The organism is Bacteroides sp. 43_46 (assembly GCF_001915455.1).
Classification (GTDB): domain Bacteria; phylum Bacteroidota; class Bacteroidia; order Bacteroidales; family Bacteroidaceae; genus Bacteroides; species Bacteroides caccae.
On record NZ_MNQN01000136.1, the window covers coordinates 1 to 18,267 of the forward strand.

The 18,267-nt window shown below is 37.2% G+C and carries 23 protein-coding genes and 1 pseudogene; 23 read left to right on the forward strand and 1 reads right to left on the reverse strand.

Features of this window, described 5'->3' with window-relative positions; translation table 11 throughout:
* From BHV72_RS17240 to BHV72_RS17310, 15 genes and pseudogenes are all read left to right on the forward strand, one after another.
* Window positions 1–529, forward strand: a 529-nt coding sequence (locus BHV72_RS17240) for a phosphoadenosine phosphosulfate reductase (protein ID WP_286857113.1), incomplete at its 5' end; no start/stop codon positions are given.
* Complete coding sequence (locus BHV72_RS17245; RefSeq protein ID WP_138274411.1) at window positions 526–1,074, forward strand: hypothetical protein; 549 nt, start codon at window positions 526–528, stop codon at window positions 1,072–1,074. The genes BHV72_RS17240 and BHV72_RS17245, both read left to right, overlap by 4 nt.
* A 154-nt stretch (window positions 1,075–1,228) precedes the next feature.
* A complete protein-coding gene (locus BHV72_RS17250; RefSeq protein ID WP_138274412.1) occupies window positions 1,229–1,456 on the forward strand; it encodes a hypothetical protein in 228 nt (75 codons plus the stop codon).
* An 18-nt stretch (window positions 1,457–1,474) separates the two neighbouring features.
* Window positions 1,475–2,494: a tyrosine-type recombinase/integrase gene (locus BHV72_RS17255; protein WP_138274413.1), complete on the forward strand. Its 1,020-nt coding sequence runs from the start codon at window positions 1,475–1,477 to the stop codon at window positions 2,492–2,494.
* Complete coding sequence (locus BHV72_RS17260; RefSeq protein WP_138274414.1) at window positions 2,475–3,035, forward strand: N-6 DNA methylase; 561 nt, start codon at window positions 2,475–2,477, stop codon at window positions 3,033–3,035. The genes BHV72_RS17255 and BHV72_RS17260 overlap by 20 nt, the downstream gene beginning before the upstream one ends.
* Window positions 3,036–3,055: 20 nt before the next feature.
* On the forward strand, window positions 3,056–3,340 hold the full coding sequence (locus tag BHV72_RS17265) for a hypothetical protein (RefSeq protein ID WP_138274415.1): 285 nt from the start codon (window positions 3,056–3,058) through the stop codon (window positions 3,338–3,340).
* 23 nt (window positions 3,341–3,363) lie between these two features.
* Complete coding sequence (locus BHV72_RS17270) at window positions 3,364–3,612, forward strand: hypothetical protein (protein WP_138274416.1); 249 nt, start codon at window positions 3,364–3,366, stop codon at window positions 3,610–3,612.
* A 2-nt stretch (window positions 3,613–3,614) separates the two neighbouring features.
* Window positions 3,615–3,752 (forward strand): hypothetical protein, encoded by a 138-nt coding sequence (locus BHV72_RS17275; protein WP_286857118.1) that lies wholly within the window; start codon window positions 3,615–3,617, stop codon window positions 3,750–3,752.
* A gap of 103 nt (window positions 3,753–3,855) precedes the next feature.
* Complete coding sequence (locus tag BHV72_RS17280) at window positions 3,856–4,413, forward strand: N-6 DNA methylase (RefSeq protein ID WP_004300240.1); 558 nt, start codon at window positions 3,856–3,858, stop codon at window positions 4,411–4,413.
* Complete coding sequence (locus tag BHV72_RS17285) at window positions 4,406–4,999, forward strand: hypothetical protein (RefSeq protein WP_138274418.1); 594 nt, start codon at window positions 4,406–4,408, stop codon at window positions 4,997–4,999. Before BHV72_RS17280 ends, BHV72_RS17285 begins: the two co-directional genes overlap by 8 nt.
* Window positions 4,990–5,652: pseudogene (locus BHV72_RS17290) on the forward strand (N-6 DNA methylase); the annotation flags it as partial. The gene BHV72_RS17285 and the pseudogene BHV72_RS17290, both read left to right, overlap by 10 nt.
* Before the next feature lie 18 nt (window positions 5,653–5,670).
* Window positions 5,671–6,627, forward strand: coding sequence for a tyrosine-type recombinase/integrase (locus BHV72_RS17295; RefSeq protein WP_138274420.1), 957 nt, complete (start codon window positions 5,671–5,673; stop codon window positions 6,625–6,627).
* A gap of 13 nt (window positions 6,628–6,640) precedes the next feature.
* On the forward strand, window positions 6,641–7,564 hold the full coding sequence (locus BHV72_RS17300) for a radical SAM protein (RefSeq protein ID WP_138274421.1): 924 nt from the start codon (window positions 6,641–6,643) through the stop codon (window positions 7,562–7,564).
* 17 nt (window positions 7,565–7,581) lie between these two features.
* Window positions 7,582–7,836, forward strand: coding sequence for a hypothetical protein (locus BHV72_RS17305; protein ID WP_138274422.1), 255 nt, complete (start codon window positions 7,582–7,584; stop codon window positions 7,834–7,836).
* Window positions 7,837–7,855: 19 nt separating this feature from the next.
* A complete protein-coding gene (locus BHV72_RS17310) occupies window positions 7,856–8,176 on the forward strand; it encodes a DUF551 domain-containing protein (protein ID WP_138274423.1) in 321 nt (106 codons plus the stop codon).
* A 45-nt stretch (window positions 8,177–8,221) separates the two neighbouring features.
* Here BHV72_RS17310 and BHV72_RS17315 read toward each other — a convergent pair whose 3' ends face one another.
* A complete protein-coding gene (locus BHV72_RS17315; protein WP_138274424.1) occupies window positions 8,222–9,574 on the reverse strand; it encodes a P-loop NTPase fold protein in 1,353 nt (450 codons plus the stop codon).
* 135 nt (window positions 9,575–9,709) lie between these two features.
* On the opposite strand from BHV72_RS17315, the gene BHV72_RS17320 reads away from it, so the two are divergent.
* The 8 genes from BHV72_RS17320 (at window position 9,710) to BHV72_RS17355 (ending at window position 18,263) form a co-directional block, all read left to right on the forward strand.
* Entirely contained in the window at window positions 9,710–10,501 is a 792-nt protein-coding gene (locus tag BHV72_RS17320; protein WP_286857131.1) for an NAD-dependent epimerase/dehydratase family protein, read from the forward strand.
* Window positions 10,470–11,033, forward strand: coding sequence for a phosphoribosyltransferase (locus tag BHV72_RS17325; protein WP_032856177.1), 564 nt, complete (start codon window positions 10,470–10,472; stop codon window positions 11,031–11,033). Before BHV72_RS17320 ends, BHV72_RS17325 begins: the two co-directional genes overlap by 32 nt.
* A 1-nt stretch (window position 11,034) precedes the next feature.
* A complete protein-coding gene (locus BHV72_RS17330; protein ID WP_004311550.1) occupies window positions 11,035–11,580 on the forward strand; it encodes a terminase small subunit in 546 nt (181 codons plus the stop codon).
* Window positions 11,581–11,641: 61 nt separating this feature from the next.
* On the forward strand, window positions 11,642–13,657 hold the full coding sequence (locus BHV72_RS17335; protein WP_009039421.1) for a PBSX family phage terminase large subunit: 2,016 nt from the start codon (window positions 11,642–11,644) through the stop codon (window positions 13,655–13,657).
* Window positions 13,658–13,783: 126 nt separating this feature from the next.
* Window positions 13,784–15,229: a phage portal protein gene (locus tag BHV72_RS17340; RefSeq protein ID WP_009039422.1), complete on the forward strand. Its 1,446-nt coding sequence runs from the start codon at window positions 13,784–13,786 to the stop codon at window positions 15,227–15,229.
* Window positions 15,183–16,244 (forward strand): HK97 family phage prohead protease, encoded by a 1,062-nt coding sequence (locus BHV72_RS17345; protein ID WP_009039423.1) that lies wholly within the window; start codon window positions 15,183–15,185, stop codon window positions 16,242–16,244. The genes BHV72_RS17340 and BHV72_RS17345 overlap by 47 nt, the downstream gene beginning before the upstream one ends.
* A 17-nt stretch (window positions 16,245–16,261) precedes the next feature.
* Window positions 16,262–17,836 carry a phage major capsid protein gene (locus tag BHV72_RS17350; RefSeq protein WP_004311554.1) on the forward strand — a complete coding sequence of 525 codons (1,575 nt, stop codon included), beginning with the start codon at window positions 16,262–16,264 and terminating at the stop codon, window positions 17,834–17,836.
* A gap of 4 nt (window positions 17,837–17,840) precedes the next feature.
* Window positions 17,841–18,263 (forward strand): hypothetical protein, encoded by a 423-nt coding sequence (locus BHV72_RS17355; protein WP_009039424.1) that lies wholly within the window; start codon window positions 17,841–17,843, stop codon window positions 18,261–18,263.
* Window positions 18,264–18,267 lie beyond the last annotated feature (4 nt).

An 18,267-nucleotide genomic window follows, 5' to 3' on the forward strand; every position in this document is an offset into this window, starting at 1 on the left:
GGAGCAACCTTTTCTTTGGACAATGTTTGAAAGGCCGGTTAAGAAAAGAGGGACCAATATTATCCATAAAAAAGGATATAGTTGGTGTGGGGGAACATGTCGGTGGGGAACGAGTGAAAAACTTCGTGCATTGAAAACTCACACAAAAGACGGAATTGATTATGTCGGTATTGCTGCCGATGAGACCCATCGCTTTGAAAAGGAAAAACGACCCAATCGGGTTTTACCACTTCGTGATTGGGGCATTACTGAAGCAGATGCACTCCAGTATTGTTACACAAAAGGCTTTGTTTGGCATGAGGATGGAGTAAGGCTATATGAGCTACTTGATCGTGTGAGCTGCTGGTGTTGTGGAAATAAGAACTTGAAGGAGTTGAAGAATATGTATTTGTATCTTCCATGGTATTGGAAAAAGTTGAAAGAACTTCAGTTAAATACTGATAGACCTTATCGGCGTAATAGTGGAGAAAACATTTTTGATTTAGAGGAAAGATTTAAACGTGAAATGCAACAAAAAGGGTTATTATGATTCCCATATGTGTAAATGGAAAAGATTATTATGATCGAGAAGAAGCACTTGCTGCCTGGTTCAAAGAATGGTTGATGAAACAAGACTTTGAGCAAGACCTTATTGACCGGGAGAAAGAGCTTGAATATCGAAGAACCCATCCAGATTGGGATATTCCCTACGTAATGTATGGAGTTCGTAAAAAACACAAGTCTATTAAGAAGAATGAAATAGCTGTGTTTTATGACTTGTTACCGAGACAAAAGCGTGCTCGTACTGCTGAAACGCACTGGTACAAAGTGCTATACAAGAGAAAGGCTACACCTGAAGAAGTAGCGTCACTCAAGGCAGGAGAATACACTCATAGATATTTGGTATATTCCCTGTTTATTGAGAAGAGGATGACTCTTGACAAGGCTTTGTCCCTTATAGTTGCCGATGACAAGTTGTTAGGCATTACTGATAATACCATCTCTGAAATTGTAACAGCCTTTGAGACTTTCTTTAGCCGTAAGTTTAGAATTTATAAACCCGAATTTACAACCCAACTTAGTTTATTTACGTAATATGAAAACATACTTGAATTATTGAAGAAAAAGACTGGGTAAAATGGCGTTAAAAAGGCGAAGTTTCTGTTTGTAAAACTTGTCAATAACGATTACCTTTATAGATGTAAAGAACTAAAAGTCAAATAAATATATCAATAATACATAGAATAGTATGAATAAAGTGACATTAAACGGACAAAAAATAGTTGATAGTATAACAGAAGGTTATCCTGTTACAGTTATACGGGAAGATGGTTTCAGATATATTATTAGCATGGAGCGTAAACGAGGTGAAGAAGTATATTCATATCAGTTTGGACGTATTAAAAGAGAATTTGACTCTTTTGATAGTTTAGAGAATGCACTTAGTTCATATGAATTTACAAAGGTTATTTTTTAATTACAAGAAAGAAATTAAATGAAAGAATATATTTTAACTGAAATACGTAATACCTTATTTGGTAAAATCTCCAATGAGGAAATCTCAACCGTAATTGATTCCATATCATTTTGTTTGAGAAATTATGAGATTACGGCAAAAGAAACTTCTGTTGTAGTTTATGATAATTCCGATATGCAGATCATAAACCGATTTTTCATAGCTAAAGCTGTGGAAGGATTATGCCAAAGTTCATTAGATTACTATCGTATCATATTAAGAGCGTTTATCATACAAGTAGGAAAACATATCAAGGAAATCGTCACCGATGATGTCCGTGTCTATTTAGCCTATAAGAAGATTAATAAATGCAGTGATAATACTCTTAACAACATTCGAAGAACTTTAAGCAGTTTCTTTACTTGGTGTACAGAAGAAGGTATCCTTGATAGAAATCCAATGCTTAGAATCAAGGGAGTGAGACAAGTGAAGAAATTGAAGAAACCTTTAAGTGAAGATGACATGGAGAAACTAAGGTCTTTGGCAAAAACAAAGAGAAATAAGGCGATAATCGAGTTCTTGTTTTCTACCGGCTGCCGTGTTTCTGAAATGGTTAACGTGAACCGTAATGATGTAGATTGGCAAAATGGGCAGATTGATGTACTTGGAAAAGGGCGTAAGTACCGAACTGTTTACTTGTCTGCTCGCTGTAAAATAGCTCTTCAGGAATATGTTGATTCAAGGACTGATAATTTAGACGCCTTGTTTTTGTCTGATTATGAGGGTATGTGCCAACAGATAAAAGATATGAATAAACTATCCCGTATATCGAGGGGGGCTGTTGAAATCATGCTAAGGAATCTAGGGAAGAAGGCGGGTATATCCAATGTACATCCACATAGACTCAGGAGAACGGCGGCAACTACAGCCCTAAAACGAGGAATGCCAATAGAACAAGTACAGAAGATGCTAGGGCATGAGAGCATTGAGACAACTACTATTTATGCACAATCAACCAATGACGAAGTTAAATTAGCCCATGAAAAATATATTATCTGATATAAACAGAATGCTTGGAATAACTGATAGTTATCAGGCTCCTGAAAAGATTATGAATATTCTAACAGGAGATGAAAAAGAGTGCATAAGAGTATTTAAGGAGTTTCTAAACTATTTCAAATGTGACATTAGCTACGACTGGTTTCATGAATACTTTGAAGATGAACATGCTGATAGGAAGAATAACAAGCAGGATTTTACTCCTAAATGTCTTTCAACTTTGGTTTCTAAGCTATTAGGTTCTGACACTGGCGTTACCTATGAGCCAACTGCCGGAACTGGCGGGATGCTTATCTCAAATTGGTACAATCACCGGAATGCTATCAGTTTTATTGATTATAAACCAAATGACCATCTGATAGTGTGTGGTGAGCTGTCTGATAAAACAGTACCTTTTCTTCTATTCAATTTATCTATTCGTGGAATATCCGGTATAGTATTCCACGGAGATACTTTGAGGAATGAGTATAAGGCAGTATATATATTAACTAATAGATTCAATTCCCCTTGTGATTTTTCAACAATCACCAAGTGGAAATAACCCTCAATACAAGAACAGTAATGAATAAAACTCAAAAGGAATTGTTAGCAAGGCTTATGGCTGTCACAAATAGTCTTGGAGGATCGCTTGACGGAACTGCGACCTGTGAACAAAAATATATTGATAGACAACATGCTCACATGCTCTCATACAAGGTCATATATGGTTTATTTGGCGATAATCCTAATAATCCATATCGTGAAGATGATATAAATAATGCCTATAAAGCTATTGAGGAAATGGAGAAACTGGAACAAAAGGTATATCCTGACCGGAGTGGCTTTTTGAAGGATGAAGAAAAATGATAACACTCAAAATAAAAATAGAAATGAGCGTTTTTGTAAAGCATTTCAGCAAGAAGGTACCCCACAGGTGGTACAGACATGGAAGAAAGGTGTTCCGGCTGACTCCTGAAAGCATGTTTGACAAGGAATCCCGGACTTTCCATTATGAATGTATCGAGAACAACTATAAAAGCGGGTGCTACATCATAGGGTTCAACCTTTATGATGACATGATCCCGATAACGGAGGATGAGTGGCGGAACGCTATGGAGAATTGCATAAACCCGTATTGATTATGAGTGAATATTCATTGAAAGAAAGAGTTCAGATGTTAACATCATCGCTTGTATATGGCGGTCCTATGACATTTGAGCAAATCAAGAAATTAGATTGTTATTCTATCTCCGGGAAGCTGAAAGATATGAATGGATAAAAACTAAATGTTTCAGCGGTGGTAAGCCGAATATCTATTCGGCAACGGCTAAAGGCCGAAGAATGGCTGAAGCAAGAGATTAATATTCAAATACAGAGTAAATATGAGTGAAGTAGAATTAAAGAAGTTGTTTCAAATAGAGGATATATTATCACTTCCTAATGCGATTTTTAAAATAATCTTTGATAATGACGAAAGATTGCATCATATATATCGAGAGTTATTACAACTCAATACTCATGATCTTTCAAGAGATTGGTTTCAAGATATATATGAGGGTGAATTGGCTCAAAGAAACCAAAACAAGCAGGATTTTACTCCTAATGTAGTAGGAATACTACTATCAAGATTGACAGGGGTTTCCAAAGGGGTGATTTACGAACCTACTGCCGGGAATGGTTCCCTTATTATTTCTAACTGGTGGCATAGAGTTAAAACTTTAGGAACTGATTTCAAACCGTCTGAACACCCCGTTGAATGCTGGGAGTTGTCTGATAGGTCTATTCCGTTACTCTTGCTTAATTTATCGATACGTGGTATTAATGCAACTGTGTATCATGGTGATGTACTTGTAAAATCAATAAAAAGTGAATATCGCTTGCTGAACGTGAAAGATATTCCATTCGATTTTTCCATTATAGAAAAGATTAGTTATGATTGACGATAATTTTATAAAGAATCTGTACCAATACACTAGGAAAAGAATCAATTTCTTGTTTCCTGGCATTGATATTAATTACATGGATATCTCTCATTCCGTTATAGCTGACGAACGTTTTTCTATTGAAAATTGGCGGGATTTGGTTGATCGCCTGATTTACGATGAGGTTTCCTTTATAAAAAGAAACAACCGTTTTGCGGAAGCTGATTTAGCAATTAGAAATGCTCCTGAAAATATTTTATTATGTAATAAATGTGGGGAGTATGTACCTGAAAGCAAATTCTATTTAAGTACGAAAATTTGTAATTCATGTTATTATATTGAAAATCGGGAAAAAATACTGAAGAATAATAAGGCATATCGGATTCGTAACAGAGACAAATTACTTGCCCGTAGGAAAGAATTGCGAAATGCCAATATTGAACATTATAGAGAATTGGAGAGGGCTAGTTACAAGCGTAGATATAAGGTTAATAAGGAAAAAATATTAGAGAAAAATAGAAAATATCAATTAGCTCACAAAAGTGAAATACGTGAGTATATGAAAATGTATTATCAAAAAAATAAATCACAATGGAAACAGTAATAGCAAATCCGCCCTTTTCCGCCAAATGGAGTGCAGATGTCTCTTTTATGGATGATGAACGATTTAGTGAAGTTGGGAAATTAGCCCCTAAATCAAAAGCTGATTATGCTTTTGTCTTGGATATAGTCCATAAACTGGATGTAACAGGGATTGCGGCTATAGTTCTTCCTCATGGAGTTTTATTTCGTGGCGCTGCCGAAGGTGTTATTCGCAGGTTTCTTATTGAAGATAAAAACTGCATTGATGCTGTCATTGGGCTACCGGCCAATATATTCTATGGTACTAGTATTCCTACTTGTATCTTGGTAATAAAGAAATGTCGTAAAGAAGATGACAACATCCTTTTTATTGATGCAAGCAAAGATTTTGAAAAGCTTAAAAACAAGAACTCTTTGAGTGATGAACAAATAGACAAGATTGTACAGACGTTCCAAGAGCGTAAGGAAATTAAGAAATACAGTCATTGTGCCACATTGCAAGAGGTTATGGCTAATGATTTTAATCTTAACATACCGAGATACATAGATGTATTTGAGGAAGAAGAACCTATTGACATTAAGGCTGTTATGGATGAAATAAAAGAGCTGGAAGCCAAACGTGCCGAATTGGATAAGGAGATTGATGTTTATTTGCGAGAATTGAAACTGATTTAAATAACAAATTTATAAGATATGAAATTGGATGATGTGTACAAGGCTTGGATTTCTGTAAAGAAAAGGCAAGTCAAGACTAGTTCACTGGCATCGTACCAGCAGATATACGTGAAAAAGCTTTCTCCAATATTAGGATGTATGGAAGTTGGGGAATTGAGCAAAAAGGTTATTGTGCCATTCATGAACGATCTTATGGATAATTCGGGGTTGTCTGTGAAGTACTGCAATGATATTCTGATAGTTCTAAAAATGCTAATTCGGTTTGCTGACGAAGAGTTAGACCTTGAGGTACATAACATTACATGGAAGATGGTATGGCCTAGTAAAAATAAGATAGCTGCTCAAAAGCTGGAACGTTATTCTCCTGCTGAATATAAGAAAATCGTCGATTACGTGTTAGCGAATCCATCTCCACGTAATCTTGGAATTTTGCTAACGATATGTTCTGGTATGCGTATAGGGGAAGTATGTGCCTTACAATGGAAGGATATAGATTTAGATAAAAAGACTATTCATATTTGTAAAACCTTAGAACGCATATATATGCCAGGCGAGGATGGTACATTTAATAAAGCAAAAACCCATATTGAGATTGGGCCCCCGAAAACTTCAAATTCTGATAGGTATATTCCTATCTTAAAGAACATTTTTCCTTTGGTGAAGAAGTTTTCTGCTGTGTGTAATCCCGATTATTATGTGTGTACTTGTGGTGAGCAATATACAGAACCTCGGACTTTGCGGAATTATTATGAGAAATTTATTCTTGAAAAGGTAAAACTAGACCACTGTATCAAGTATCATGGATTAAGGCACACCTTTGCCACGACTCTTATAGAGAATAAAATTGATGTCAAAACTGTATCTACTATTCTTGGTCATTCAGATGTAGGTACCACTTTGAATATTTATGTTCATCCATCAGAGGAAGCTAAAACCGATGCTGTTAATTCAGGATTAAGGAGAATTTTTAAATAGCCCCAAATAAGCGATGAATATTGGAATATTAGCAGTCGATAGCAATTATCCTAATCTAGCTTTGATGAAGATAAGTAGCTATCACAAGGCAAGAGGTGATAATGTAGAATGGTATAATCCCCTTTGTTCTTATGATAAGGTTTACATTGCAAAAGTATTTAGCTTTACGCCGGATTACGGCTATTACATCAATGCCGATCAAGTTGAGAAAGGCGGTACTGGGTATGACATAAAAAAGGTTCTTTTGCCAGAGATTGATAGAATGATTCCTGATTACGATCTGTATAATGTTGATAAAAATTTGGCTTATGGCTTTCTCACCCGCGGATGTCCAAACCACTGTAAGTGGTGTGTGGTACCGAAGAAAGAAGGAAACATCGCTACTTACATGGATATTGAAGAGATAGCCGTTAATGGGAGAAAAAACATTATACTCATGGATAACAACATACTTGCATCCGACTACGGTTTGCAGCAGATTGAAAAGATTATCTCCATGGGAGTACGTGTAGACTTCAATCAAGGTTTAGACGCCCGGCTGGTAACGGATGATATAGCCCGGTTGCTTGCTCGTGTTAAATGGATTAAGCGCATACGGTTCGGTTGTGATACACCGGGACAAATTGCAGAATGCGAACGTGCTACGGCTTTGATTGACAAATACGGGTATAAAGGCGAGTACTTCTTTTACTGCATCTTATTGAAGGATTTCAAAGAAGCATTTGAACGAGTAAATCATTGGAAAAAGAAGGGTGGTCGGTTCTTACCACATTGTCAGCCTTACCGGGACTTAAATAATCCTCGTCAAATTATTCCTCAATGGCAAAAGGATTTAGCTGGATGGGCTGATAAGAAGTGGATTTTTAGAAGCTGTGAGTTTAAAGACTTCATCCCGCGAAAGGGATTTGTCTGTAGTGAATATTTTGATAACAATTAGAGTAAAACAGGATAGATATGAGCATAAAGATTGATAAAAGAGCATACATGAAGCTAATCAAAGAGGATTTGGATTGGCTTAATAAAGAATGCCCTGTTGGACTGGAGAAAGATCATATAGAGGCTGTATTGCGTAAATCTATTGATTTACTATATCCAAAAGATGAAAATCTTAAAGTAAGATGCCCTTATTGTGGCTCTACAAAGGTTATCATGTTTGACGCAGATAACGACATGTGTAATAAATGTGGGAAGTATTTCCCCAGTAAATAACCTTCATAACAAGATAGATATGAATTTTAAATCATTGGTAGCTCAATTAGCAAATCGCATCAATCAGCCATATGTGGTTGAAACATATATGCGTACAGTTTTTGCGTCTGGTGTTGAGTGGCAGAAAAAGCAATCTCCTTGGATAAATGTAAAGGAACGGTTACCAGAGGTAGAGACAAGTGTATTTTTCACTGTAGAATGGAAAGATCTCCATAAAGGATATTTTGTTGGGGTATATTATGGAAGTGGGCACTGGGAATCCGAGCATCGAATATTCTTACCAGATTCATCTATGGGGTGTATTACTCACTGGATGCCAATACCGAAATTTAGCGAATGACAGTCTTGATATTTGGTCAAGAGAGTTAATAATTAAATTGTACGATTAGGGCTTAATGTATTGAGTAGCCATATTCAATCCTTTTGTTATAATATTATCGATGACTTTCATTTCTATTTTATTGCCACAAAGACTTTCGTTGAACTTTAATTCTGTAATTGTTAGTTTATCATCTGTTATTTTTTCAATTGAGAAATAATGGTTTGAACCTTCAATGGCTATGCTGTCTGTGTTTTGGATATATTTACTGCATAGTGTAAAAGAACTTGTGAGATTTAGTCTCTCGGATATTGTAGTAAAATCACTTGTAAGTGACTGAATTATATTAAAAAGGTTGATGTCCATTCTTTTTAATATTGCAAAAAACTTTGTTGCGGAATTTAGTGTGTAGAATTTCATAAGAAGATTAGCATTAATTGTTTCACAGATAATTTGTTTTTCTATATCATCTAAAATATGTTTGACGTCACGAACTGATAGCTTATCTATTTTATTGCCAATAGTTTCAATATCATAACAAGATAGTCTCAATTTTTTCAATCTTTTTGCTGGGATGTTACATTCTTTATCAATGTATGTATATAAATATTCTATAGCAATTTGATTGATTGAGTAATAGAAAGGATAGTGAGTAATAAATTTGTTGATATATCCATTATAATTGGCTTCTTTCCCATAAAAATGGTGAAACAAATGTGATGTGATTTCATAATCGAAGACAGTAACAATATTGTCAAAACCGAATTTGTTCGGTTTGATATCCCTTTGATTACAGAAATCAAGATGTGCACCTAGTACATTTAATATTCTGAAAAGATGTGCTGGATCTATTCTGTCTAGATCTTCAATTATTAATAATGTTTTTTTCTTTTGGCTTCTGTTGATATACTGTAGAGCTTGCTCTATCATTTTGGTATATGTATCACATTCATATAAACCACCTTTTTGATGTGTGAAAGTAGCCAAGAAACTTTTGTATGTTTCTTTTTTCTTTTGATAATTGTCAAAGATTCCTTTGGTTTTATCTATAATTTTTTGAATAAAGGCACTATGGGGTAGGAAAGAGACAAGAAATGACACTACTTCCATGAGATTTTCCATATTAAATATGGAATCAGCTAGTGCTTCAAAGTCAATGTTGCATAGAATGTCATCTTCTGCGAGACGAATAATTATATCTCGTTTTATATATTCAAAAATATCTGCATTTTCTGCAACTGAATAGTTTACAGGGTATAGTGTAATAAAGTAATAATCATCTTTGTATTTTTCCTTGAATTCTTTTAGGAAATAACTTTTTCCATCACCAAACTTTGCAGAAAAAATAGTTCTGTCATTGGACTGTAAATGTTCATAAAAGGATTCTAAGTGCTGTGTTATTGGTATTTCAAAGCTCATAATATTTCATTTTTGTGGTGCAAAATTAATCATAAATAGTATATAAACATGATATAAATTAACTCTTTTGAATGAATTATTTTTATGTTGAACCTTTGGTGTATTGTTTATTCAATACACCTTTATTTTTTTGTAATGATGAGAAAAATGATTGTAACCGGCAGTGAGGGATTTATTGGTAAAGCCCTTTGCCGAGAATTAGCAAAAAGAGGTGTTGAAGTCATAGGACTTGACCGAAAGTCTGGTAGTGAAGCTACGAAAGTATGCGAGCTTCTGAAGAATGAAGATATTGATTGTGTGTTCCATTTGGCGGCGCAAACTAGTGTGTTTAATGGAAACCTGGAACAGATCAGGAAGGATAACATTGATACTTTCATGCGAGTAGCTGATGCATGTAACCAGTATCATGTGAAGTTAGTATACGCTAGTTCGTCAACGGCGAATCCGGAGAATACCACTTCCATGTATGGAATAAGCAAGTATTTCGATGAACAGTATGCATCTATCTATTGTAAGGCTGCGACCGGGTGCCGGCTGCATAATGTATATGGACCTAATCCGCGAAAAAGAACTCTTCTCTGGTTCCTGATAGAAAAGGAAAACGTGTCTTTATACAATTGTGGTCAGAATATCCGGTGCTTCACTTACATAGATGATGTCGTCGAAGGGCTTATTTATGCGGTGGGCTGTAACCGGCAGCTTATCAATATTTGTAACGTCCAACCTGTGACTACTATGTATTTTGCTTCTTTAGTAAAATACTACAAACCGCTTGAAATTGAGCTAATTAATGAAAAACGGGATTTTGACAATTTAGAGCAGTCGGTGAACCGGGATATCTATTTAGTACCTTTGTCTTATACATCTGTCGAGGATGGAGTAAAGAAGATTTTTGATGAAAAGAAAGGGAAAGATATGTCGTATTGATGACTGGGATAAGCCGGAAGCGGTGAAATGTAAGAGCTGGTCTCATCAGGAACGGTTATGTGATTTGAGAGAAAAGGTGTCACTTCATAAAAAGGGTGATATCTATTACATCTCCCAGTTCACTCGTTCCAAGACTGGTACCAGCTTTTCAGAAATTAAACAGTCGGAGGAACTTGCATCATTCTTTGCAGAGAGAGCGTGTGAGTTTCTCCACCGCTTCATAGTAGGGGGATATGAAGGATGGTGTATAGTCACCACACCGCGACGGAGACACAACGAGGGCTTTCATTTTTCAACCTCTATCTGTACGAAAATTGCGGGGGCGGTGAAAATACCATTCTATGAGAATGCAATCCAGTGCCTAACTAAAGATAGATTGAATCCGGAATTCTTTCTTCTTCGTCCGATAAAGGAAAAGAAAATAATAGTGTATGATGACATATTAACAACTGGCAGCACACTGCTTGCCACCTATGAGCTTTTAAAGGATAGAGAGCAGCTTCTTTTTCTCGTAGGAATAAATAACAATTGATATGGGAAAGCAAGAGAAACCATTAACATTCAAGCAAGAGAAATTCTGTAAATACTACGTTGATACAGAAGGTAATGCTAGTGAAGCATATAGGATGTCTTATGATGCGTCAAAGATGAAACCTGAAACGATTTGGAGTGCTGCTAGCAGATTGTTAGCCAATAGCAAGGTTAGTGCAAGGATAAGTGAGATTAAGCAACAGAGGGCGAAAGAGACTGAAGTAGAGAGGAAAACGGTCGAAAAGGTATTAATGGATATTGTACTCGCTGATCCCGATGATTTACATTATGTAGACCCTGTTACCGGGAAAACAAAGATGAGAAGTCCGTCCCAACTTCCAAAGCGTGCCCGTAATGCGTTGAAGAAGATTCAGAATAATAGAGGAGTGGTTAATTATGAGTTCAACGGCAAGACAGAAGCCGCCCGGATTCTTGGTGCCTGGAATGGATGGGAAGCCGATAAGAATGTCAACATCAAAGGTGGAGACGGAAATAAAGTCGGTGAACTTCGTATCGGATTTGAAGATAATGAGAATTCGGAAGAATAGAACAATTTGAACTGCAAAATCCGGTATTCATCCTACGGAGAAACCTTACTTTTAGAACAATATGGTTATAAATTATAAGAAGCTAAATCCTAACGGATTCTATCTATTGAAGTACTTGAATGATGAGACTATCCGTTTTATCATTCTCTATGGAGGTTCATCTTCCGGTAAGTCGTATAGTGTGGCACAAACCATACTGATACAGACATTACAGGATGGTGAAAACAATCTTGTCATGCGTAAGGTAGGAGCTTCTATTCTCAAAACCATTTATGAAGATTATAAAGTCGCTGCGGCCGGTCTTGGCATCTCCCATTTGTTCAAGTTCCAACAGAATACTATTAAATGTCTGGTAAATGGTGCGAAGATAGATTTCTCCGGTCTTGACGATCCGGAGAAGATAAAAGGTATCTCTAACTATAAGCGAGTTCAGTTAGAGGAATGGTCAGAGTTCGAGCATCCGGATTTCAAGCAGCTACGTAAACGTTTGCGTGGTAAGAAAGGGCAGCAGATTATTTGTACCTTTAACCCGATCAGTGAAAGCCATTGGATAAAGAAAGAGTTTATTGATAAAGATAAATGGCATGATGTACCGATGACTGTTACCATTGCCGGCAAAGAGTTGCCGGAAGAACTTACCAAAGTCAAATCCGTAAAAAAGAACGCACCCAGGCAAATACTTAATCTTCGTACTAAGCAAATCGAGGAACAGGCACCTAATACAGTTATTATCCAATCTACCTATCTGAATAATTTTTGGGTAGTTGGTAGTCCTGATGGCACATACGGTTTTTATGATGAGCAATGTGTTGCCGACTTTGAATATGATAGAGTTCACGACCCGGATTATTATAATGTGTACGCATTGGGAGAATGGGGTGTCATTCGTACCGGTAGTGAGTTCTTCGGTTCCTTCAATCGTGGCAAACATTCCGGTGAACATAAGTATGTTCCGGACTTACCTATTCATATCTCTGTCGATAACAACGTGCTTCCGTATATCAGTGTATCATATTGGCAGGTCGATTTCACAACTGGTACCAAGGTTTGGCAATTCCATGAAACGTGTGCTGAAAGCCCCAACAATACAGTAAAGAAAGCTTCCAAACTTGTTGCAAAGTATCTGAAATCTATCCAATATTCTGATAGGTTATATGTACATGGTGATGCATCAACGAAAGCAGCAAACAGCATTGACGATGAGAAGCGTTCCTGGATGGACTTATTCATAGACACATTGCAGAAAGAAGGGTTCGAGATTGAAGATAAGGTAGGCAACAAGAATCCGAGTGTCGCAATGACCGGTGAGTTTATCAATGCTATCTTTGATTGTACTGTTCCCGGTATAGAGATATACATTGACGAATCATGTTCGGTATCTATTGAGGACTACATGAGCGTACAGAAAGATGCTAACGGTGCCATTCTTAAAACTAAGGTCAAGAATAAAACTACCTTGCAGACTTATGAGGAGCACGGGCACCTGTCTGATACGTTCCGATATGTCGTTGTGGATTTGTGTAGTGAGCAGTATATAGAGTTTAGTAACCGGCGAAAAAGAAACTTGTATGCTTGTAATGGCACTGTTAATTTCTTCAATCCAGATACCGAATGTAAATACACTAAGAAGATTCTATATGTGATGCCGAATGTTAATGGGAAATTTGTCCTTATACAAGCGTTTAGATGTGGGAATAAATGGCATGTTGTTGATGTCGTATTTATGGATACTACTTCAACAGAAGATATACGTTCTTCTATTTTGTCCCATGAATCTGATTCATGTGTAATTGAATGTACAGATGCTTATTTCCCTTTTATCCGGGAACTCCGTTCTAGTACAAACAAGGAGATTCGTGTAATGAAAGAGTTTCCGGATGTAGACAAGCGTATTGCTGCAACATCTGATTATGTGAAAAATAGTATTCTTTTTTCTGCATCAAAAGTAGAATCTGATACGGAATATGTTGCCTTCATGAATAACCTGATGGACTATAATAAAGATAGTGAAACAAAAGAGGCCAGTGCTGTTTTGAGTGGGCTAGTACAGTTCGTTGTAAAATTAGGTTTGAATTGAATTGTATTATATGTGATTGAAAATAAGAATGTTATATTGTTGATGTTATGCTTTCGTAATTTCAAGATTTTAGTGTTTTGGAAAACGGTTTTCCTTTTTACTTAGTTTTGCTCAAAAAGGAACCCAATGAATATTTTTTTTGATAATCTATTTGGAAAGAAATCTAAGACTAAAGGTGAAGTTGAAATAGTTACTTCATCTGAAAATAAGGATATAGATACTCAAAGTGGCAAGGCTGAAAAATGGTCAGTTGCATACATTGAGGACCTTACTAGTCCTATTGTAGCGGGCAGTAACTATCTAACGCTATTCAGTACGATACCTGAAGTCTTTTTTCCGATCGATTATATTGCATCGCGAATTGCAGGTGCTAATTTTCAATTGAAGAAAACTAAGGATGATAGTGTAGTATGGGCAAACAGACGAATGAATGGCATACTTAGCCGTCCTAATTGTTTGATGCGTTGGAAAGAATTGATTTATCAGCACCATATTTATAAATTGTGTACAGGGAATAGCTTTATTCGTGCTGCTATGCCTGATGTCTTTTCTACAGCTGAAAAATGGAGATATTGCGATAATTATTGGGTGCTACCTTCTGATAAGACTATTGTAGAACCTGTTTACGGGAATATGCCATTGTTTGGCATTGCCCAAACAGAAGATATTATTCGTAGCTATCGTTTGGAGTATGGTTGGAATGGTAGTTTGGAAATTCCTCCATACCAAATATGGCATGATAGAGACGGAAATGCAGAGTTCTATTCAGGGGCTATGTTCTTGAAGTCCAAAAGTCGTCTTGCTTCTCAAAATAAGCCAATGTCAAATCTAATAGCTGTATATGAAGCTAGAAATGTGATTTATGTAAAGCGGGGTGGATTGGGTTTTATTGTAAGTAAGAAAACTGATGCTACCGGTTCAATAGCGTTGACTGACGATGAAAAGGAACAGCTTTTGAAGCAAAATTTTGAGAAGTATGGTGTAAGGAAGGGCCAGGTACCTTATGGTATTTCAGATGCAGACATTGACTTTGTTCGTACTAATCTTTCTATTGCAGAGTTACAGCCGTTTGAAGAGACTTTGGCTGATGCAATAAATATTGCAGGGGCATACGGCATCCCTGCCGTTCTTGTTCCGCGAAAAGACCAGTCCACATTTAGCAATCAGGCTACTGCTGAAAAGAGCGTATATTGTTCAACTGTTATTCCTATGGCCAAACAATTCTGCAAGGATTTTACAGCTTTCCTTGGTCTTGAAGGAGGGGGATATTATTTGGATTGTGATTTCTCTGATGTTGATTGTTTGCAGGAAGGATTGAAAGAATCCGAGGACGTAAAGACAAATATAAATAAACGTTGTCGTGAACAATTCTCATGTGGGCTTATAACACTCAATGACTGGCGTGCCCAAATAGGCGAAAGTATGATAGAAAATCCCTTGTTTGACAAATTGAAATTTGATATGTCAGATGAGGAACTGGATAAAGTAAATCGAGTTTTTAACACTAAAAGTGGAGATGAAAAAGATGGAAGAGAAAATCAAAAGCCTTCAGTACAAGACAAAGGCAAATGATGTTGATGAGAAGGGTATCGTTACCGTTGCGGTGAACGGTATCGGTGTGAAGGACTCACAAAATGACATATCTATGCCCGGCTCATTCAATAAGACATTGAAAGAAAATATTGGTCGGATGCGTTGGTTCCTGAATCATCGTACAGACCAGTTGTTAGGTGTTCCGTTGAGTGGTAAGGAAACAGAAGGTAATTTGGTTATGGTCGGTCAGTTAAATCTTGAAAAACAGATTGGCCGTGATACGTTAGCTGATTATAAACTGTTTGCAGAGAATGGCAGAACACTTGAACATTCTATTGGGGTCAAGGCCATTAAAAGAGATTCTGTTGATCCCTGTAAAGTGCTTGAATGGCGTATGATGGAATATTCAACATTGACAAGTTGGGGGAGTAATCCCCAGACGTTCCTTGTGAATATTAAGTCTGCTACTGCTGACCAGGTAAAGGAGGCTGTTGATTTCGTTCGTAAAGCGTTCTTGCAGCATGGATATAGTGATGAGCGTTTAAAAGGTTACGATATGGAATTAAGTTTATTACTGAAGAGCCTCAACGGTGGTGCCGTTGTCTCATGTCCTCATTGTGGTCATCAATTTGATTATGATGCAGAAACGGAGCATACCTTTGCCCAGCAGGTATTGGACTATGCTGCTGATTATCAGAGATGGATAACACAGGACATTGTAAGGGAAGAAATGGAGAAGCTCACTCCGGAGATTAGAACCCAAGTAATTTCTCTTATTGATTCTGTCAAATCAGAAAAGAAAGAATTTACTCAAAAGGGTCTACAAGACCTTATGAATTATGTAAGATGTCCCCACTGTTGGGGAAAAGTATATCGTTCGAATGCTATTCTGCAAAACACTTCTGAAGATACCACCGGAAAAAATGAGCCGTCTGTTGACACTCAAGAAAAGAATGACGGGGAAAATGGGAACGATGAAGTAACGATTAAAGCCGCTGATAATGGCACTTTACTCGATTTCAAGAGTTTGAATAGCTGTTTCGAGAATAAATAACTTAAAATTTAAATTTTATGCCTAAAAAATTTACAGTATCAGATTTTAATCTGAAAACAGACGGTCTGCCGGCAGAACAGAAAACTTTCATGGAAAACATCGTCGGCATGATGTGTGAAGTAGTTAACAAGTCACTTGAAGGATTTGCCTCACCGGAGGAGGTAACGAAACAGTTTGGTGACATCAATAATCTATTGAAAGCCTATGATGGAGAAAAGTTCCAGCAATTGGTAAAGGACAACGAGCAACTTGTAGAACAAGTTAAAACTCTTGGTGAAAGTATCGAGAAAATGAAGCAGAAAGGTCTTTCTATGGATACTATCAACAAGTTTGACGAGAAATTGAACGAGATGCTTGATTCTGAAAAATTCAGAGATTTCGCAGAAGGAAAAACACGCAAATCAGGAGAATTTGACGGCTTCTCCTTGAAAGATGTCGTTTCCATGACTGACAATTACACCGGTGATTTGTTGATTACTCAACAACAGAAACGTGTTGTGACTCAGGTTGCCAACAAAAAGTTGCATATGCGTGATGTATTAACGACGCTGACAGCTGATCCTGCATATCCTCAACTCGCCTATGCGCAAGTATATGCTTTCAACCGCAATGCCCGTTTTGTAACAGAGAACGGTCGTTTACCGGAATCAAGTATCAAGGTAAAAGAGATACAGACAGGAACTAAGCGCCTTGGTACTCATATCCGTATCTCAAAACGTATGTTGAAATCAAGAGTGTACATTCGTTCCTACATCTTGAACATGCTTCCTGAAGCTGTTTGGATGGCAGAAGACTGGAACATTTTGTTTGGTGACGGTAATGGTGAGAATTTGCTTGGTATTATTAATAATACTGGGGTGACTTCTGTAGAGAAGATTATTAGTACAGCCATTGTTACAGGTGCCGCCGGTGCTGTAAAAGCTATTACCGGATATAACGGTGATAAGGATGTGATTGTAGAGTTTGCAGAACCACAGGATTTGATTCTTGATGGAATGAGTATCACGTTCGCTGGCGCCGCTGTTCTTACAGAACTGAACAAAACACACGCTCTTGTGAAAATGGAAGATGGTCGTATCCTTATTCCTGGTGTCGCGTTCTCCGGTGCTGAAACGGCTACGGATAAAATGACATTCAGTGTTCATGAAGCCGGCTTTAAGAACATTGAGGAACCCAACTCTGAAGATGTAGTGAAAACAGCTTTCGCCGCAATGACATATGCCCAGTATTTTCCGAATGCTATTATTCTAAATCCAATGACTGTTAACGGTATGGAATCAGAAAAAGATACGACAGGACGTAATCTTGGTATCGTTAAAATGGTTGATGGGGTGAAATATATTGCCGGTCGTCCGATTATCGAGTATGGTGGTATTCTTCCAGGTAAGTATCTTTTAGGTGACTTTAACCAAGCCGCAAATTTGGTTGATTATACCACTTTGACACTTGAATGGGCTGAAGATGTGGAGACCAAGCTTTGCAATGAGGTTGTGCTGATGGCACAAGAAGAAGTTATCTTCCCGATTTATATGCCGTGGGCTTTCGCTTATGGGGATTTGGCCGCATTGAAGACTGCAATAACTAAAGCGTAGGATTATGGATTACATACTTAGAGGTAACGATAAGGATGTAACCAATGTGCTTAAAGAGCAACGCATTCGGATTAATAGAGGGATGATTCAACTCATCCCTATTTCCGAATGTGGTCTTGTTACAGAAGAAGATGCCCGAAAGACATTGGAATGTATGCTTGCAGAGAAAAATGAAGAGATTGGCAGGCTTACTGCATCCATTGCAGAGAAAGATAAGACAATTGTTGAACTGACAGAAGAGCGTGAAACAATGAAAGCTCGCATTGCAGAACTTGAAGTACAGGTGCCTTCTGATGAAAAGAATCTTCCGGTTGCCGATTCAAAAGATTTGCAAGAGGAAGATGCCAAGGAGGTAATTGTTACAGATGATAAAGCCGTTTCCGTGGAAGATGAAAAGAAAACCGGGAAAGGCAAGACTTCTAAATAACTAT

Coding starts and splice junctions, on each gene's coding strand:
- BHV72_RS17340 (WP_009039422.1), top strand. CDS start 13,784: ATGAATATTTTTTTTGATAATCTATTTGGAAAGAAATCTAAGACTAAA.
- BHV72_RS17350 (WP_004311554.1), top strand. CDS start 16,262: ATGCCTAAAAAATTTACAGTATCAGATTTTAATCTGAAAACAGACGGT.
- BHV72_RS17325 (WP_032856177.1), top strand. CDS start 10,470: ATGAAAAGAAAGGGAAAGATATGTCGTATTGATGACTGGGATAAGCCG.
- BHV72_RS17250 (WP_138274412.1), top strand. CDS start 1,229: ATGAATAAAGTGACATTAAACGGACAAAAAATAGTTGATAGTATAACA.
- BHV72_RS17280 (WP_004300240.1), top strand. CDS start 3,856: ATGAGTGAAGTAGAATTAAAGAAGTTGTTTCAAATAGAGGATATATTA.
- BHV72_RS17355 (WP_009039424.1), top strand. CDS start 17,841: ATGGATTACATACTTAGAGGTAACGATAAGGATGTAACCAATGTGCTT.
- BHV72_RS17315 (WP_138274424.1), bottom strand. CDS start 9,574: ATGAGCTTTGAAATACCAATAACACAGCACTTAGAATCCTTTTATGAA.
- BHV72_RS17245 (WP_138274411.1), top strand. CDS start 526: ATGATTCCCATATGTGTAAATGGAAAAGATTATTATGATCGAGAAGAA.
- BHV72_RS17255 (WP_138274413.1), top strand. CDS start 1,475: ATGAAAGAATATATTTTAACTGAAATACGTAATACCTTATTTGGTAAA.
- BHV72_RS17265 (WP_138274415.1), top strand. CDS start 3,056: ATGAATAAAACTCAAAAGGAATTGTTAGCAAGGCTTATGGCTGTCACA.
- BHV72_RS17260 (WP_138274414.1), top strand. CDS start 2,475: ATGAAAAATATATTATCTGATATAAACAGAATGCTTGGAATAACTGAT.
- BHV72_RS17270 (WP_138274416.1), top strand. CDS start 3,364: ATGAGCGTTTTTGTAAAGCATTTCAGCAAGAAGGTACCCCACAGGTGG.
- BHV72_RS17335 (WP_009039421.1), top strand. CDS start 11,642: ATGGTTATAAATTATAAGAAGCTAAATCCTAACGGATTCTATCTATTG.
- BHV72_RS17310 (WP_138274423.1), top strand. CDS start 7,856: ATGAATTTTAAATCATTGGTAGCTCAATTAGCAAATCGCATCAATCAG.
- BHV72_RS17275 (WP_286857118.1), top strand. CDS start 3,615: ATGAGTGAATATTCATTGAAAGAAAGAGTTCAGATGTTAACATCATCG.
- BHV72_RS17345 (WP_009039423.1), top strand. CDS start 15,183: ATGGAAGAGAAAATCAAAAGCCTTCAGTACAAGACAAAGGCAAATGAT.
- BHV72_RS17305 (WP_138274422.1), top strand. CDS start 7,582: ATGAGCATAAAGATTGATAAAAGAGCATACATGAAGCTAATCAAAGAG.
- BHV72_RS17320 (WP_286857131.1), top strand. CDS start 9,710: ATGATGAGAAAAATGATTGTAACCGGCAGTGAGGGATTTATTGGTAAA.
- BHV72_RS17295 (WP_138274420.1), top strand. CDS start 5,671: ATGAAATTGGATGATGTGTACAAGGCTTGGATTTCTGTAAAGAAAAGG.
- BHV72_RS17285 (WP_138274418.1), top strand. CDS start 4,406: ATGATTGACGATAATTTTATAAAGAATCTGTACCAATACACTAGGAAA.
- BHV72_RS17300 (WP_138274421.1), top strand. CDS start 6,641: ATGAATATTGGAATATTAGCAGTCGATAGCAATTATCCTAATCTAGCT.
- BHV72_RS17330 (WP_004311550.1), top strand. CDS start 11,035: ATGGGAAAGCAAGAGAAACCATTAACATTCAAGCAAGAGAAATTCTGT.